The organism is Micromonospora sp. NPDC002411 (assembly GCF_053592955.1).
Map to the genome: position 1 here is coordinate 1 of NZ_JBSFBM010000028.1, position 16,879 is coordinate 16,879.

Here is a 16,879-nt window from a genome sequence, read left to right on the forward strand (position 1 = left end):
TGACGGCGGTGGTGCTGAATGTGACCGTGACGGAGCCGACGACCAATGGGGTGCTCACCGTTCATCCGTACGGCACGGCGGTGCCGATGGCGTCGCCGACCCAACGGCGCCCGCCGCCTGCCGGTCCGCCGGGAGCAGCCCGCGCCGCTGCCCGGGGTGACCTACCTGACCCCGTTCGCCTGGGGTGGGTGCGGGCTCATCCTGCCCCGCTACCCGGGCACCCGGGTGGCGCTGGCCTACCGCAACGGCGCGCCGGACGACCCGGTGGAGGTGGGCGCGCTCTGGCCCACCGGGCACGCCCCGGTGTCCCAGCCGGGGGACTGGTGGTTGTCGCTGCCGGTCGGGGTGGCCACCAGCAGTCGCTCGTCGATCGGCGAGACGGTGGTGCCCGCCGACCACGACGGCAAGGTGGCGCACGACCTCACCGACGGCGACGGCAACCGGGTCATCGAGCTGGGTGAGCTGACCGTGCGGGTGGGCCGGGCCCAGTTGAAGGGTCGCGGTCAACGTCCGGCGCGCGCCGACGAGGCCGACAGCATCACCATCGAACACGCCGCCGGCGGGTCGTCGATCGTGATGAAACAGGACGGCTCGATCACCATCACCGCCACCCAGATCGACCTGGACGCGGGCAACGGCGCGGTGAACATCAGCGGCGGCACCGTCAACATCGCCGCCGACGACGTCGACGTCCAGGTCGCCAACGCGATGAACGTCCACTGAGGGGAACGACATGGCTTTCGTGCTCACCACGTCGAGCGACGTGCACTGCCCCAGCCAGGGCACCGTCACCCCGGCCGGGCAGTCGAAGCTGATCGTGGCCGGCGACGAGGTGACCCGCCTCGACGGCATCACCGGCAAGTCGGTGTCCGGGTGCACGATCACCGACAGCAACTCCACCATGCAGTGCAAGAAGGTGATGTCGGCGACCGGCGCTGCCCAGAAGCTCGTCGTCAGCGGGGCCGGAGTCGCGCTGAGCACCCTCACGGGCGCCACCAACGGCAGCACCTCCGGCCTGGCGGCGAACGCCAAGCAGACCAAGCTGAAGGCGGTCTGAGATGGACCGCACCGAACGGGAACGGCAGGCCGCCCAGCGTCGCTACCTCGGCTGGGGCCTCGCCTTCGAACCCACGATGCCCGGCGTGGACCTGGCCCGCGACGTCGTCTTCGACGACGGCCCCAACGGCCGGGTGCTGGCCCTGGTCGCCGGCACCGACAACGTGGCCCAGAGTCTCGCGGTGGCACTGACCACGCTGCGCGGCTCCAACGTCTTCGACGCCACCTTCGGCTTCGACGGTCTCAACGCCCTCGCCGAGCAGATCGAGCCGAACCTGATCCGCGAACAGGTACGCATCGGCATCATCACCCTGCTCGACCGCGACCCGCGCGTCCGCAAGATCGTCGACGTGAACCTCGACGACGGCCGGCTCGGCGCGGGCACCCCGGACGACGCGTCGCGGGCCGCGCTGCGCGCGTCGCGCACCCTGCAGGTCCAGGTCCAGTTCGAAACCATCACCGACGACCGGCTCTCGGTGCATCTCGGGGAGCTACCCAATGTCTGACCCGACCCTCCCGGCCGAGCTGGCCGATGTCTTGGCCGTCGACGCCGCCGCGCTGCGGTCCACCGGCTCGACCGGCTTCGGCATCGTCGAGAACGGATTCGTGCCGAAGTCCTTCGCCCGGCTGCTCGCCGAGAAGCTGGCCACCGCCCGACTGCTCTTCGGTGACGACATCGACCTGACCAGCGGCGCGGTGCTGCGCAAGGTCCTCGAACTGGCCGCGCTGGAGGACGCCCGTCTCTGGGCGGCGCTCGGGGCCGTCTACGACAACTCGTACGTGGTGTCGGCGACCGCCGACGCGCTGACCCGCCTCGGCGAGGAACTCGGCATACCCCGGCCGTACCTGCCGGCGCGGGGCACCGTGAAGCTGAAGCTGACAGCCGCGCTGCCCACCGGACGCACCCAGCTCACGCTGCCCCGGGGCGCCCGACTGTCCACCCCCGGCGGGCACCACGTCGCCCTGGACGAGACCGTCGTGCTCTCCGCCGCAGTGGCCGAACGCGTGCCGGCCGTCGCCGCCTTCTACCCCGGCCCCGCGCACAACCTGGACCCCGCGCAGCCCAACCAGAAGATCGACAGGTGGAACCGGGCCGACACCCTGCTGGCCGACCTGGACGACGCCGAGCAGGCCGCCGGCAAGGAGTTGGTGGAGATCACCCACACCGTCGCGCTGACCGGGGGTGAACAGCAGGTCCCCGACGCCCGCTACCGGCAACTGCTGCTGGCCGCGCCCCGCTCCATCTGGACGGCCGAGGCGATCGGGCTGGCCGTGGCGACAGTGCCCGGCGTACGTCAGGTGCAGGTCTTCGACGGCCGGGGCGGGCTGGACCTCAACCAGTCCATCTTCGGCAACTTCACCTTCATCGAGCGGGTCTTCAGCACCGAACGTGACCTCGGCAACCCGTACTACGTCACGGTGCTCGTCGCCCCGACCGCCGCCGCCATCTGGGACGGCCCGGACGGTCTGCACGCCGCCGTCGAGTCGGTTATCGAGGACCTCCGTCCGGTGGGCATCTTCGCCTCGGTGGACCGGGCCGACGAGGTGGGCATCGGCGTCGAGGCGGACCTGGTGATCCGGGGCCTGCCACTGCCCACCGGCTCGAAGGAGACGGTGAACGCGTCCACCGCCGCCACCGAGCTGCGCGCCCGACTGCACGCCCGGCTGCGCCGCTACGTCGACGAGTTGCCCTTCGGCGAGCCGGTCCGCGCCGCCGAGGTGATCTGGACGCTGATGAACGAGCCCGGCGTCGCGGACGTCCGCGAACTGCGGCTTGTCCGCTTCCCGGCCGACTCGGCGGTGGTGGTGACCGGCAGCGCGCCCACCGGCGACGGCGTACAGCGACTGCCGGTCGGCGACAACGCGGTACTCGCCGCGAACCAGGTGCCCGTCTACGCCGACCGGGACGACCCCCGGCCGTTCCGGATCGTCTGAGCGGGGGCCCCGATGACCGACATCCGGGTACCGGTGGACGGCGCCGACCCGTCCGTCGAACGCAACCTCGTCGACCAGCTGGAAGGCCCGTACCCCGGCACGGTCCGGCGGGTGGTGGTGCCGCTCGCCGGCACCGGCGCGGCAGTGGTGGACTGGACCAGCCGGCATCCGCTGCTCACCGTCGTGCTGCGCCGCGACCTGGCCGAGGAGACCGTGCGGGTGACAGTCACCGTCGACCCGGGCGGCGCGGGGGAGCGGGCGCTGCCGCCCGTGGTCTTCGCCGCCTGGTCGGCCGCCGGGGCGTCGGTGCCCGCGTACGTCCCGGACACCGCCGACGAGCCGCTGGTCGCCTCGTTCGCCGTCGCCGTCACGGCCGAACAGGCTGTTGACGGGGCCGCCGCCACGGCGGTCACCGGTGCCGCTCTCACCGGGCTGGTCGAGCTGGCCGTGCTGGAGGGCAACCTGGGTCGGCTGCTGTACCTGGTGTCGTACGAGAAGCACCGGCTGCGCCGCGCGGCCCGCGAGGTGCACGCCTACCGCACCCTCGCGCACGCCCGGCGCGACGCGCTGGACCGGATCGGCGCGGACGTCGGGGTGGCCCGCTTCGTCGACGAGCTGGTGCACGAGCCGACCAACGGCGAGGTGTACGCCCGCCGGCTGGCCCCGCCGGCCCGCGAGCCGGACGCCGCGTACGCCCACCGGCTCGGGCTCTACCGCCGGTTCCTGCTGCCCACCCCGGGCGCGGTACGACGACTGCTCAACGGCCCCGGCGCGGACACCGACCCGAACACCGGGCTCTTCGCCGACCTGCCCGGCGGCGCGCGGTTCACGCTGCGCGAGGACGACGACAGGTTCGCGGTGGCGATCCGGCTGGTCGCCGCCGGCGATCCGCAGCACCGCACGAACTTCCTCGCCCAACTGCGCCGCGACCGTCTCGTGCTGCCCGCGAACACCCCGCCGAACAACACAGTGCACGCCGGCCGGGCCCTGCCGGCCAACCGGCTGACCGAGATCACCGCGCTGCGGGCCAGCCTGCGCCAGTCGTACACCTTCGAGAGCACGCACGGCGTCGCGCCGCCGCTGGCCGCCGCCCTGGACCGGGCCGGGCGGGTCTGTCGGGCGCTCGGCTCGTCGATCGTGTGGCAGGTGACCCGGGCCCAGGACGACGCCGGCGGCAGCCGCTACGAGTTGGGCCTCGGCGTGGACGTCAGTTGGCCGACCCCCGCGCAGGCGACCGACCTGCGCAACCGGGTGCTGGACACCGGGCGCGCGGTCACCGCCGACCGGACCGCCGAGGCGCTGATCGCCGCCGCCCGCGCCGCCGGTGTGCCCACGGCGGCGGCCGACGGTGAGGTGGCGTGGCTGTGGCGGGTGTGCGGCCTACCGACCACGCACCGGATCAGCACCACCCGGATGTACCTGTCGCACCTGCCCACCCGGGGGCTGGCGGTGACCGCGCCGCTGAGTGCGGCCGTCGGCGCGAACACGAACGTCGAGGCGCAGTTCCATGCCCCGGGTGACCCGGGCGGCAACGCGTTGCTGCTGGCCGGTCTGGCCGCGGCCAGGGCGGCCTGGACCAGCGCCGGTGAGACCGCGTGGTCGCCGTTGACCGACGCGGTGGCGCGCACCCGGTGGGCGGCCGTGCCGACCCGACCGGCCGGGCAACCGGTCGACCAGGTCCTGGCCGCCGCCGGTCTGCCGGCCGTACGGGACCCGGCGCCGGTGGTGGCTGCGCTGAACCGGCTCCCCGACGAGCTGGTGGAGACCATCGAACTGCCGGCGACGTTGGCCGCCGCGCTGATCGCCGGGCAGCCGGCCGCCGGTGATCGGCTGGCCCGGCTGGTCGGGCTGCTGCGCGACCAGCACCTCGCCGCCGCGCTGCCACTCGTCGAGACGGGCAACCGGGTGCTGCTGGTGTGCAGCGTGATCGGCCTGCCGCAGGCCGGGCTGAACCTGGCCGAGCGCCGGGCCACCGGGTTCCGCTGGTACACGGTGGGGCTCGGCGGCGGCACCGCGGAGATCAAGGCGGTGGGCGCGCGGACCGTGCTGCGGCCCACCCACACTGGGTTGGTCGCCGTGGTGGCGCTCTCCTACGTGCGGACCGGTCTGACCGACCCGTACGAGTTCCGGGTGGAGCTGCCCGACGGGGTGACGTTGAACCTGGAGCAGTACGAGCGGCTGATGAACGCCCTGAGCAGGGTCTGCCCGCTCGGCGTGGAGATCAACACGTTCGGCATTCGTCGCGACCACGTCGACCTCGACGACGACGGCACCGCCGAGCCGCTGCGCCCGGCGGTGGCCCGCACCTTCCGCACCTTCCAGCAGCGCCGGCACCGCGGCGTGTACGACCAGCTCTGAGAGGGACACCACCATGGCGAGCGAGATCAACTACGACGGGGTGACCGTCACCGAGCTGTACGAGGCGTTCACCAAGCACGGCATTCCGGCCTCGGACGCCAGCGTGCTGGTCTCGTCCTGGATCTACGAGAACGTGGGCACCGCGAAGCGGGTGTTCAGCTACGCCGAGTCGTTCCCCGCCGTGGAGCCGGGCTGCGCGCCGCCACCGTTCGCCCGCACCTTCGCCCACACCGACTGGGTCGACGGGGAGGACGTGGTGCAGGCCGGGCAGACCCCGGGCGAGCAGGGCTTCAACGAGCGGTTCCACCGCATCGAGCACGACCTGGACCACCTCGGCACCGACCTGGCCAAGGCGTTCTCCTGCATGGCGGCCATGCGGGTCAGCCTGCGCCGGCTGCTCGACGAGATCCGCGCCGAGATCAACCGGCTGCACTCCACTGTGCACGAGAACAAGGTGACGCTCGGCCCGCACGCCATCGAGCAGATCCCCAACTACATCGGCGCGTTGGACTTCGGTAAGTACATGGGAACCACGATGTTCATGGACAAGAAGGTCAGCATCTGGCAGACCAAGGCCGGCACCATCGTGCTGCCCGCCGTGGAGACCCTCGGGGTGGACGTGGTCGTCGGCCCGAAGGTGCGCGGCGCTGCCCAACTCGCCCGCCACGCCGCCGAGCACGGCGACGTCCGGCAGCGTTTCCCCCGAGAGGTGAAGCTGGTGGAGTTCATCCGGTTCTTCGGCGAGGACGAGTTGGCCGACGGCCGGACGATCCGCGACGTGCTCAAGGTGCTGCCCGCCGACACCAGCTACCCGAGCCTGGACGCGATGTTCGGCGAGGTGAGCGAGCGTGAGGCAGCGATCGTCCGGACCACTGTCGGCGCCCCGTCGGCGGTCTCGGCGGCGCTCGGCATCGAGGCCGAGCTGGAGAACATCGCGGACGCCGACATCGCCATGCTCGCCGGGGTGCCGACCAAGGCTCGCGCGGCGCTGACCCGCGCCGGGATCAGCACTCTCGGCAAGCTGGCCGACGCGAATCCCGAGCAGGTGCTCGCCGTCATGAAGGAGGCCGGGGTACGCGCCGACGTCGGTGACGCCGCCGAATGGACCGGGTACGCCCAGACGCTGAGCAAGCTGCGCTGAACGGCCGGCACCGACTCCGGCGAACGGTTGATCCACGCCGCTCGCCGGGTCGGTGTGACGACACTGCGCTGGCGCGACGATCGTCCACACCCGACCGTGGAACTCCCACGGGGCGATCGGTGCGAAAGGCGCATGCATGGCTGTTCACGAGGTGACGCGGGACGATCGCACCGGGACACCCGAGACCGACACGGGGCTGCCTCCCCGGTACGCGTTACGACTGCTCGGCGGGTTCGGGTTGGAACGCGACGGACGGGTGGTGGCGGTGCCGCAGGGCGCCCGCCGACTGCTGGCCTACCTCGGCGTACGTCAGCACTGTGCCCGGTCCGAGGCCGCCGGCACGCTCTGGCCCGGCTCCCACGAGGAGCGTGCCCGTGCCAACCTGCGCACCATGCTCTGGCGGTTGCACCGGGTGACCCCCGAGCCTCTGGTGCAGGAGGACGATCGGCTGGCCCTGGCCGCCGGGGTGACCAGCGACGTGGCCATCCTGGGCGCGGCGGCCACCGCGTTCCTGGCCGGCGGGTCACCGGTGATCGGCGTCGGCCTGGGCGTGCCGGCGCTGGCGACCGGCGAGTTGCTACCCGGCTGGTACGACGACTGGGTGCTGGCCGAGCGGGAACGCCTTCGCCAGACCCGGCTGTACGCGCTGGAGGCGCTCGCCGAGCGGCTCACCACGCAGGGCCGGTACAGCGAGGCGGTGCAGGTGGCGTTGACCGCCGTGCACCTGGAGCCGCTGCGGGAGAGCGCCACCCGGGCGTTGATCGCCGTGCACCTGGCGGAGCGCAACATCAACGAGGCGGTACGGCGGTTCGAGCTGTTCCGCGCCGACCTGGGCCGGGAGTTGGGCGTCGCCCCGACACCCTGGCTGGAGCAGCTCGTCCGCGCCGGTGCGACCGGTGCGACCGTCCCGTCTCCGTAACCGGCCCCCGCTCTCTTCCCGTCACCCGCCCCGCCGCCACACTCTCGCCCTCAGTGCCCACGGCCGCCCCCGGACACCTGTCTTTCGTCCTTTGCTCTGCACCCGCGGAGGCGACAGTCACCGTCGGTAGCTGGTGCATGCGTGGGTGCAGAGCAAAGGATGCGCATGGGGTGGGGTGGGGTGGGGGCACGGCGGGCCGGTCAGTGTGTCGCGGGTGGGATGCTCTGCTCGTACTGGAAGACGTTGTGCGGGTCGTACTTGGCCTTGATCTTGCGCAGTCGAGGGAAGTTGCGTCCCCAGTAGGCGGTCTCCCACTCGGCCATGCCGATGTTCGGCACGTTGACGTAGGCGCCGTCCACGTAGGGCCGCAGCGCCTGGCTGAACTCGGCGATCCAGGTCTGGGCGATCGGGGTGACGGCGTCGCCGCTGTCGGGCTCGCCGCGGGTGCCCCAACCCGCTCCTGGCTCGGAGTAGAAGAGCGCGTCGCGGTGCGGGAAGGCCGCACCACCGAACGGCTCCTGCCGTTGCGCACCCCTGCCGAAGGCCTGGGTAAAGAAGTTGCTGTCGGGCGAGGGCGCCTTCTCCATGAATGCCTGGATCACGCTGATCGCCTTCGCCGGGAACGGCTCGCGGGTGAACTGGGAGAAGAACTTCCAGTTCGCGGGCTCGTCCGCGGTCGGGATCTGGAAGCCGGCGTAGACGTCGCCCCAGCCGCCGATCTGCGTCGTGACCGTGGGGCCGCCGATCGACAGGATCGGTGCCAGCAGTTTCCTGGCCTCTGCCTCCGACCCCTCCGCCAGCACTGCAAACAGCAGGATCTCGGTCGGGTGGACCTCGATCTGGGTGCCGAGGCGGGGGTCGGTGAAGGGCGCGACGCGCTGCCAGGCGTCGAAGACCTCGTGCAGATCGCCGAGACCGGGCCAGGTCACCTGCAGGTAGGCGACGCTGGTGAGCGGGGCGACCTTGTAGGTCAGGGAGGTGACGATCCCGAAGTTTCCGTTGCCCGCCCCACGCAGCGCCCAGAGCAGGTCCGGGTGGTTCCACGGGTCCACCTCGAGCACCTTCGCGCCGTCCGCGCCCGCCGCCACGACGATCTCCGCGCCGATCAGGTTGTCGCAGGCCATCCCGAGGTAGCGGGTGAGGAAGCCGAAGCCGCCGCCGAGGGTCGCGCCGGACAGACCGACAGTCCCCTCCGTGCCGGTGGTAGCAGCCAGGTTGTGCTCCCCGAGGGCGGTCACCGCCTCCGACTGGTTGAGCCCCGCGCCGACCTTCGCGATGCGGGTGGCGGTGTCGATGTGGACGTCCTTCAGCTCGCTGACGTCGATCACGATGCCGTTGTCGACGTTCGACCAGCCTTCCAGGCTGTGCCGGCCACTGCGTACGCGCAGCGCGACGTCGTGCTGCCGCGCCCAGGTGAGGGCGTTGACCACGTCCCGGGTCTCCTGGGCGAAGACGATGACCAGCGGATAGCGCACGAACAACTCGTCCCAGCCGAGGCTCGCGTCCGCGTAGTCGGGGCTCTGTGGGCGGACGATACGGCCGGTCAGCTCGGCCGGTGGGAACTTTGTGTCGGAGGGCCACCCGGGACCGTCGGCGGCGATTGCCGAGCTGCCGGCGATGACGCTCGGGAGTGCGACCGCTCCGGCGCCGACGGCCGTCGCCCTGAGCAGATCACGACGGGAAAGATCGCGCATGGTCCGAATCCTCTCGATTGGTGACGCGCCCGAAAGGTAGACCGAGAGGGGACTTACCTCTCATCAGGCGCAAACCAACCGTAAAGCCCGAGGCGTTCTCGCAGATCCGAGAACTTGTCACGGAACCCGGTCGGGTGATGCGACCGCCGTCAGTTCGGGGCAGGCACGTCCAGGATGGCGCTGAAACGCTCCTCGGCAAGGTCGAGCTGCCCGAAGATGTGCCGCTTCACCGCTGGCGACAGCGGGGTGTCCGGTCGGCCGATCAGGTCCCGGAAGAGCGGCACCAGCGGCCGGTACTTCCGGGCCGACGAGACGACCTTCGGCCCGACCGTGTGGATCACCCCCACACCGTTGTCGGTGAAGTCCGATACCTTGATCACCCGAGCCCAGGGCTCCCGGTCCAGGCTGACCGCCAGGTGCTCCCGGTACTGCGTGTTGCGGTCCCGCTCGGGGTCGTACACCGGGTTGGTGACGGCGGCGACCAGGGTGGCCACCCGCGGCCCGAACCGTGCGGCGAGCGCACTCAACGCGGCCTCGGTCGGGTCGGCCCCCGGGTCACCGACGGCCAACTCGGACGGGTGATCCTCGACCGCGTCGTGCAGCAGACCGGCGACGATCACGTCCACGTCGCGCACCTGGTAGTGGTGCATCAACCGGATCGCCACCCGCAACAGGTGGTTCAGGTACGGCTCGCGGACACGTCGGTCGTCGCGGTGCAGGTCGGCGGCGAGTTCGAGCGCGGCGGTCAACCGCGCCCGGGCGGCGTCGTCGAACTGCTGGACCTCCAACCGGAAGCGCTCCAGCAGGCCCGGTTCGCCGTGGATCTCGGTGATCGCGTGCATCGGCATGCTGCCCAGGTGCGGAGGGAAGTCCATGCGTCACTTATAGCCGATCTTCCCCACATCGATGAGCCCGTACGTCGTCGACCCGACCACGAGTTCCCGCCCGGACCGGGTGGTCAGACCGGTAGCCGGTTCGCGCCGGCGAGCGGTCCCACCAGGAGGGGGACCAGCGGGGCCGGGAGGGCCGGGTCGCGGCGCAGGGTCGGCGTCCAGCCCGCGTCGCCGGCGAGGTCGGGGTCGTGGGTCGCGTTGTACGCCGCCAGCACGTCGACCGGCCGCGCCGGCCCGTCGCCCTGACGCACCCAGGAGCCGCGCTCGGTCAAGGCCGTGCCGCCCCAGTCGTAGAGCAGGTCGGCCGGGTCGACCGACGCGTCCAACGTGAAGAAGTTGTTCTGCGCGTAGATCGCCGACTGCACGCCGACGCCGAGCGCGTACTGGAAGTCGTCCCCACCGAGCCGGTAGTGGTTGTTGTAGACGTCGACCTGCCCGAAGCGCACCCTCGGCAGCCGTTGCAGGACGCCGTCGAAGAGGTTGTGGTGCACTGTGACCTTCAGCCGCCCCACGTCCGGGCCGACAGTGTTGGACGAGCCGATCAGCAGCAGCTTGTCCCGGCCGGTGAAACGGTTCCACGACGCGGTGACCAGGCTGGCCGTGTGCGTGATGTCCAGTGAGCCGTCGTGCACCTGGTACGGCCGACCGAAGTGGACGGGTTGGGCGCTGTCCGGGTTGTCGCCGTCGGTGAAGGTGTTGTGGTCGACCCAGACGTTCTCGCTGCGGCGTACCGAGATCTGGTCGTACTGGCTGTTCCAGTTGCCGGCCTCACCGTCGGTCGGTGACCAGGCGGGGAAGCAGTCCCGGGCGTCGACGAGGGTCAGGTTGCGGACGATCACGTTCGACGCCCGGTCGATCATCAGCGTCAGGCCGGTCAACCGCGCGCCGCGCAGCCCGACGATCGTGGTGTTCGGGCCGACGTTGATCTGGGTTTGCCGGGTCTGGTTGGCCACCGAACGCACCCGGGCCTCCTCCAGCGGCCCGCTCGGGGCGACCCGCCCCCACACCGCCGGGTCGTAGGCCTCCAGGTAGGCGTCCAACCGGTACGCCGGGTCGGCCAGGTCGGCGCAGCTCAGCGGAGCGCCGTCGGGCCCTTCGAAACCGTCGATGACGCCGTCGACGTAGACGAGCTTCGGCGTCGCGTCGGTGGCGTTGCCGGCGTTGTCGCCGCCCAGCGCGGCGACCAGCTCGGCCCGGCTGTGCACCACTGTGGTCCGCTCCGGGGTGGCCGCCGAACCGCCGGTCGTGCCGGCCCCCTCGGCCGCCCAGCCGTCCCGCGCGGGCAGCGCCTGCCGTCCGAGCTGGCGGGCCGACCAGGAGAGTCGGTCGTCCGGGCGGGGAGCGGCGGCGGCCGGGGCGGCACCGAGCAGGAGGGCGACCACCGTCGCGCCGGTGAGGACTCTGCGCATGACTGTCTCCATCCACTGGAGGTGGGGTGTGGGTTCGTTGTCCGGCTATCTCGTCAACTCGGCGCGGTACGCGGCGACCGCCCAGGGCACCGCCAGCTCACTCGGGAGCGCCCCCCGCTCGGCCGCCCGACGCAGCACGTCGACCACGCCCCGCAGGTGACGGACCCGTTCCCCGCCCTCGCCGACGGTGGTCACCAGGTCACCGTCGAGCAGCCGGGGCTCCGGGGCGGCCCGCAACGCGTCCAGCAGCGCGGTGAACGGCGCGGTACGGGCCAGCGGCGCGATCAGCGGCACCCCGGCCGGGTCGGCCCGGTGCGCGAGCAGGTTCTCCAGCAGTCCCGACCGCCCCGGCACCCGGCGGGTCACCACGTCCCCGGGCAGCCGCAACCGGTCCGTCGGGTACTCCAGCACCGCCCGCCCGGCCGTCCCGGTCACCACGACCTCGCCCGCCACGAACTCCTCGGCGGCCAGGGTCACCGCCGCCAGCACCGGCGGGCCGGCACGGAACAGGACCCGCAGCACCGCGGTGTCCTCCACCTCGATCGGGCGGACCCGGTAACGCTCCACCTCGATCGCCACCGGCCAGGGCGTCGCCCCGCCGAGCGCCTCGGCGACGGCCAGGCACTGCATCACCGCGTGTGCGAGCGGGTTGGCCAGCGCGCCGTCCAGCACCGGTCGGCCGTCCAGCATGCGACGACCGGCCCAGGGGGAGCGGGCGTAGTAGGCGTCCGGCCGCTGCCACGCGGCCACCGTGGCGACGCCGGTGACGGTGCCCAGTCGGCCGGCGGCCAGCGCGTCGGTCAGCGCGGTGAGAGCCGCCGAACCCAGCGCCTGGAAGCCGACCTGGGCGACCCGTCCGGCGGCGGCGAGAGCCCAGGTCAGCTCCTCGTGTTCGGCCAGCGACAGCACCGGAGGCTTCTCCAGCAGCAGGTCCGCGCCGGTGGCCAGGGCGTCGCGGGCGATCGCCAGGTGGGTGTGCGGCGGCGTGCAGATCACCACCACGTCCGGCCGGGTGGTGGCGAGCATCGCCCGGTGGTCGGTGAACACCTGGACGCCGGGGGGCACCGGCGCCGCCGGGTCGTCCTCCACCGGCCGGACGTCGACCAGGGCGACCAGTCGCAGCCGGCCGTCGGCGTGCAGCGGCGCGATCACCCGCCGATGCCACCGGCCGTGCCCGTTCGCCCCGATCACCGCCACCCGCGGCGGCGGCGTCCCCCCGTTCACCACCCACCGGCCAGTGTCGGCCCGCTCACCGGGCACCGGCCACTGTGGCCTCGACGCCGTGCCGTTCCAGCGCCGTCAACCAGGCGACCACGTCGGCGCGGACCTCGTCGTCCTCGGCGACCTCCACCGGGATGACCTCACGCAGCGCGAAGAGCGCGTCGACAGCGCCCGCGGGGCTCTGCCGACCGGCGTCGAGTGCCGCGCGGATCGGCCCGGCGAGGGGGTCCTGGAACGGCAACGGCTGGCCGTCGTCGGCGTACCCCAACGCGAAGCGTAACCAGGACGCCACGACCAGCGCGCCCCAGCGCGCGGACCGACCGGTCGCGCGCAGGTCGGCGATGGTGTGCAGGACGCGCTGCGGCAGCTTCTGCGAGCCGTCCATCGCCACCTGGAGGGTGCGGTGGCGGATCGCCGGGTTACCGAACCGGGCGAGGACCTGCTCGCCGTAGTCGACCACCCGGACCCCGTCCGGTGGGGTGAAGCTGGCGGCGACGTCCTCGGCGATCAGCCGGCGCAGCACGTCGCCCAGGTGCGGGATTTCCAGCGCCTCGGCGACGGTCTCCCGACCGGCCAGCGCGCCCAGGTACGCGGTGGCCGAGTGGACGCCGTTGAGGGCGCGCAGCTTCAACCGCTCCCACGGGCCGGCGTCGTCGGTGAGCACCGCCCCGGCATGCTCCCAGCCCGGCCGGCCACCGGGGAAGTCGTCCTCGATGACCCACTGCGAGTACGGTTCGGCGGCGACCGCCGCAAGGTCGGTGACGCCGAGCGCCCGGCGTACCGCCTCGATGGTCTCCGGGGTGCTGGCCGGGACGATCCGATCCACCATGGTGCCCGGGCAGGAGACGTTGGCGGCCACCCAGTCGACCAGCCCGGTGGGCACCCCGACGGCACGACCGACCGTCTGGTCGAGCATGCCCCGCAGCCGCCGGCCGTTGGCCGGCAGGTTGTCGCAGCTCACCAGCGCCACCGGCCCGGCGTCCGCGGCGGCCCGTGCGGCCAGCCCGCGCAGCAGCAGCCCCGGCACCGTGCTCGGCGGACGGCCGCCGGCCAGGTCCGCGGCGAGCGCCGAGTCCGGCGACAGGTGGCCGGTCACCGGGTCGAGTTGGTACGCCTTCTCGGTGACGGTCAGGGTCACCACGCGCACCGCCGGGTCGGCGAGCAACGCCACCACGGCGTCCGGGTCGCTGGCCGCGTGCCGGACGCCGCTCAGCGCCCCCACCACCCGGGTGGCGCTGCCGGTCGCGGAGAGGGCGCTGACGGTGAACAGGTTGTCCTGGGCGGTGAGCGCCTCGACCACTGCGGTGCTGCGCGGCGCGACGGCCACGATGCCCCAGTCGCCGCCGGCCGCGCCGACCGCCGCCTCGGTGAAGACCGCCTGGTGGGCGCGGTGGAACGCGCCCAACCCCAGGTGTACGACGCCAGTGGGCACCGTCCCCGGCCGGATCAGGGGGCGGGCCTCGACGGGGAGGTGGCGCACCATGCCCAGGCCGAGCCGGGACGCGCCGACGGTCACCGCCACGCCGGACCGTCCGGGAAGCGGAACTCGGCGATCGACGCCGGTTTCATGGTGGCGCTGTAACCGGGCCGCTCGGGCAGGAGGTAACGGCCACCGCGGGTACGCACCGGGTCGACGAAGTGCTCGTGCAGGTGGTCGACGTACTCGATCATCCGACCGTCGAGCGCGGTGCCCACCCGCAGGTAGTCGAAGATCGCCAGGTGTTGGACGTACTCGCAGAGGCCGACCCCACCGGCGTGCGGGCAGACCGGCACCCCGAACTTCGCCGCCAGCAGCAGCTCGGCCAGGACCTCGTTGACACCGCCGACCCGGCACGCGTCGATCTGCATCACGCCGATCGCCTCGGCCTGCAACAACTGCTTGAAGATCACCCGGTTGGCGGCCACCTCACCGGTGGCGACCCGGCACCGGCCGCCGGTCAGTTCGGTCACCGCACGGGCGATCCGGGCGTGACCGAGGATGTCGTCGGCGTGGGTGGGCTCCTCGATCCAGTACGGGTCCACCTCGGCCAGCGCCGCCATCGCGGTGATCGCCTCGTCGACGTCCCAGACCTGGTTGGCGTCCATCATCAGCAGCGCGTCCGGGCCGATCTCCTCCCGGATGATCCGGGCCCGCCGCAGATCGTCGGCGAGCGGGCCGCCGACCTTCATCTTCATCGCACGCCAACCGTCGTCGTACGCCTGCCGGGTCAGTGCCCGCACCTTGTCGTCCGGGTAGCCGAGCCAGCCGACCGAGGTGGTGTACGAAGCAAAGCCGCTCTGCTTGAGTTCCGCGAGCCGGCCATCCCCTCCGATTAATCCCTTGTCGAGGATCGCCGCCGCGTCGTCCGGGGTGAGCGCGTCGCTGATGTGCTTGAAGTCGACGCTGGCGACGAGGTCGTCGGTGGGCAGTTCGGCGAGGAACCGCCACATCGGCTTGCCGGCCAGTGTGGCCCGCAGGTCCCACACCGCGTTGACCAGAGCCCCGGTCGCCATGTGGATGACGCCCTTCTCCGGGCCCAGCCAGCGCAGCTGCACGTCGGCGCTGAGCGAGCGCCAGAACGCCACCGGCTCGGCCACGATCTCCTCGACAGTGCGTCCCCGTACGTGGTGGGCCAGCGCGCGGACCGCCGCGCAGGTGATCTCGTTGCCCCGGCCGTTGGTGAAGGTGAACCCCGCGCCGGTGGCCCCGACGTCGGTGCCCAACTCCACGTACGTCGCCGAGTAGTCGCCGCGGTTGATCGCGTCGGAGCCGTCGCCCCGCGCGGCGGTCGGGAACCGCACGTCGTGCACCTCGACGGAGGTGATGGTGGTGGTCACTGGTCCACGCCTCCGAACTTGAAGACCCGCTTGGGCAGCCGGTACGCCAGGTCGACGATGGTCTCGGCCGCCTCGTCCATCGGCAGCCGGTGCTCGGCGACCAGCCGGGCCAGGAAGCCGGCGTCGACCCGGCGGGCCACGTCGTGGCGTACCGGGATGGAGCAGAACGCCCGGGTGTCGTCGACGAACCCGGTGGTGTTGTAGAAGCCGGCGCTCTCGGTGACCGCCTCCCGGAACCGGCGCAGCACCTCCGGGGAGTCCAGGAACCACCAGGGGGCGCCGAGCAGCAGCGCGGCGTACCCGCCGGCGAGGGGCGCCAGCTCGCGGGTGAAGGTGTCCTCGTCCAGGGTGTAGAGCACGACCCGCAGTCGGGGGTCGTTGCCGTAGCGCTCCAGCAGCGGGGCGAGCGCGTGCACGTACTCGGTGGCCTGCGGGACGTCGCCGCCGACGTCGCGGCCGTGCCGGGCGTGCAACCACCGGTTGTGGTTGCGCACCGCGCCCGGGTGCAGCTGCATGACCAGGCCGTCGTCGAGCGACATCCGGGCGAACTCCACCAGCATGTGCGCCCGGAACGCCTCCGCGTCGGCGGCGTTGGCCTGGCCGCGCCGACCCCGGTCGTACAGCCGCTCGGCCTCCTCCGGCGTCAGGTCCAGGGTGCGCGCGGTGGGGTGTCCGTGGTCGGAGGATGTCGCGCCGGCGGCGATGAACGCCGCCCGTCGGGCCCGCAGCGCGGCCAGGTAGCCGGCGTACGTGCCGGTGTCCTCGCCGGCCCGCTCACCGAGCCGCTCCACGTTGGTCGACCAGCCCTCGAACTCCATGTCCACCACGTCGTCCGGGCGGAAGGTGGTGACCACCCGGCCGCCCGGCCCGCCCCAGCCGTCGGCGGCGAGCTTGGCGTGCTGGCCGAGGTCGTCCAGCGGAGACTCGGTGGTCGCGAGGACCTCGATGTGGAACCGCTCGAACAGCGCCCGGGGCCGGAAGTCCGGCTCGGCGAGCCGGGCCGCGATCTCGTCGTAGAGGGTGTCGGCGGTGGCCGGGCCGAGCGGGGTGTGCACACCGAACACGGTGCGGAAGGTCTGCTCCAGCCAGAGCCGCGACGGGGTGCCCCGGAACAGGTGCCAGTGCGCGGCGAAACGTCGCCAGATCACCCGCCCGTCGGTCTCCACCGGGCTGCCGTCGCGGGTGGGCACACCGAGGTCCGACGGGGGTACGCCCTGGCTGAGCAGCATCCGGGTCAGATAGTGGTCGGGCACGATGAGCAGCTGCGCCGGGTCGGGGAAGGGCCGGTCCTCGGCGAGCAGGGCCGGGTCGACGTGCCCGTGCGGCGAGATGATGGGTTGTTCCGCCGCGAGGGCGTACAGCTCCCGGGCCAGCGCGCGCTGGCCCGGTTCGGGCGGCAGGAGCAGGTCGGTGTGGTCGAACGTCGGCACGGGGAT

Annotated in this window: 14 protein-coding genes; 7 read left to right on the plus strand and 7 right to left on the minus strand. The window is 72.5% G+C overall.

Translation table 11 applies throughout. The features are described from left to right. The first annotated feature begins 45 nt into the window (after nt 1-45). From ACWCO3_RS06065 to ACWCO3_RS06095, 7 genes are all read left to right on the plus strand, one after another. Nucleotides 46-723 (plus strand): hypothetical protein, encoded by a 678-nt coding sequence (locus ACWCO3_RS06065; protein WP_450008738.1) that lies wholly within the window; start codon nt 46-48, stop codon nt 721-723. A 10-nt stretch (nt 724-733) separates the two neighbouring features. Next, complete coding sequence (locus ACWCO3_RS06070; protein ID WP_145781284.1) at nt 734-1,057, plus strand: hypothetical protein; 324 nt, start codon at nt 734-736, stop codon at nt 1,055-1,057. A 1-nt stretch (nt 1,058) separates the two neighbouring features. Continuing rightward, entirely contained in the window at nt 1,059-1,562 is a 504-nt protein-coding gene (locus tag ACWCO3_RS06075) for a GPW/gp25 family protein (protein WP_145781286.1), read from the plus strand. After that, the gene (locus tag ACWCO3_RS06080; protein WP_450008741.1) at nt 1,555-2,991 is read left to right on the plus strand and encodes a hypothetical protein; all 1,437 of its coding nucleotides are present in this window, start codon (nt 1,555-1,557) and stop codon (nt 2,989-2,991) included. The genes ACWCO3_RS06075 and ACWCO3_RS06080 overlap by 8 nt, the downstream gene beginning before the upstream one ends. A 12-nt stretch (nt 2,992-3,003) precedes the next feature. Further along, nucleotides 3,004-5,349, plus strand: a complete 2,346-nt coding sequence (locus ACWCO3_RS06085; protein WP_450008743.1) for a hypothetical protein — start codon at nt 3,004-3,006, stop codon at nt 5,347-5,349. Between the two features lie 13 nt (nt 5,350-5,362). Beyond that, complete coding sequence (locus ACWCO3_RS06090; RefSeq protein ID WP_354880747.1) at nt 5,363-6,490, plus strand: hypothetical protein; 1,128 nt, start codon at nt 5,363-5,365, stop codon at nt 6,488-6,490. A gap of 136 nt (nt 6,491-6,626) precedes the next feature. Further along, nucleotides 6,627-7,409, plus strand: coding sequence for an AfsR/SARP family transcriptional regulator (locus tag ACWCO3_RS06095; protein ID WP_450008746.1), 783 nt, complete (start codon nt 6,627-6,629; stop codon nt 7,407-7,409). 200 nt (nt 7,410-7,609) lie between these two features. On the opposite strand, the gene ACWCO3_RS06100 is transcribed toward ACWCO3_RS06095, so the two are convergent. The 7 genes from ACWCO3_RS06100 to uxaC all read right to left on the minus strand — a co-directional run bounded on the left by ACWCO3_RS06100 (nt 7,610) and on the right by uxaC (nt 16,873). Further along, on the minus strand, nt 7,610-9,103 hold the full coding sequence (locus ACWCO3_RS06100) for an FAD-binding oxidoreductase (RefSeq protein WP_450008748.1): 1,494 nt from the start codon (nt 9,101-9,103) through the stop codon (nt 7,610-7,612). 149 nt (nt 9,104-9,252) lie between these two features. After that, the gene (locus ACWCO3_RS06105; protein ID WP_450008750.1) at nt 9,253-9,978 is read right to left on the minus strand and encodes an HD domain-containing protein; all 726 of its coding nucleotides are present in this window, start codon (nt 9,976-9,978) and stop codon (nt 9,253-9,255) included. A gap of 83 nt (nt 9,979-10,061) precedes the next feature. Continuing rightward, on the minus strand, nt 10,062-11,405 hold the full coding sequence (locus tag ACWCO3_RS06110; RefSeq protein WP_450008752.1) for a pectate lyase family protein: 1,344 nt from the start codon (nt 11,403-11,405) through the stop codon (nt 10,062-10,064). 45 nt (nt 11,406-11,450) lie between these two features. Next, nucleotides 11,451-12,629, minus strand: a complete 1,179-nt coding sequence (locus ACWCO3_RS06115; RefSeq protein ID WP_450008774.1) for a Gfo/Idh/MocA family protein — start codon at nt 12,627-12,629, stop codon at nt 11,451-11,453. 25 nt (nt 12,630-12,654) lie between these two features. Beyond that, nucleotides 12,655-14,148 (minus strand): mannitol dehydrogenase family protein, encoded by a 1,494-nt coding sequence (locus ACWCO3_RS06120; protein ID WP_450008754.1) that lies wholly within the window; start codon nt 14,146-14,148, stop codon nt 12,655-12,657. Further along, the gene (locus ACWCO3_RS06125; protein ID WP_357836250.1) at nt 14,139-15,443 is read right to left on the minus strand and encodes an enolase C-terminal domain-like protein; all 1,305 of its coding nucleotides are present in this window, start codon (nt 15,441-15,443) and stop codon (nt 14,139-14,141) included. Before ACWCO3_RS06125 ends, ACWCO3_RS06120 begins: the two co-directional genes overlap by 10 nt. Then, nucleotides 15,440-16,873, minus strand: coding sequence for a glucuronate isomerase (gene uxaC, locus ACWCO3_RS06130; RefSeq protein WP_450008757.1), 1,434 nt, complete (start codon nt 16,871-16,873; stop codon nt 15,440-15,442). Before uxaC ends, ACWCO3_RS06125 begins: the two co-directional genes overlap by 4 nt. Nucleotides 16,874-16,879: the final 6 nt, after the last annotated feature.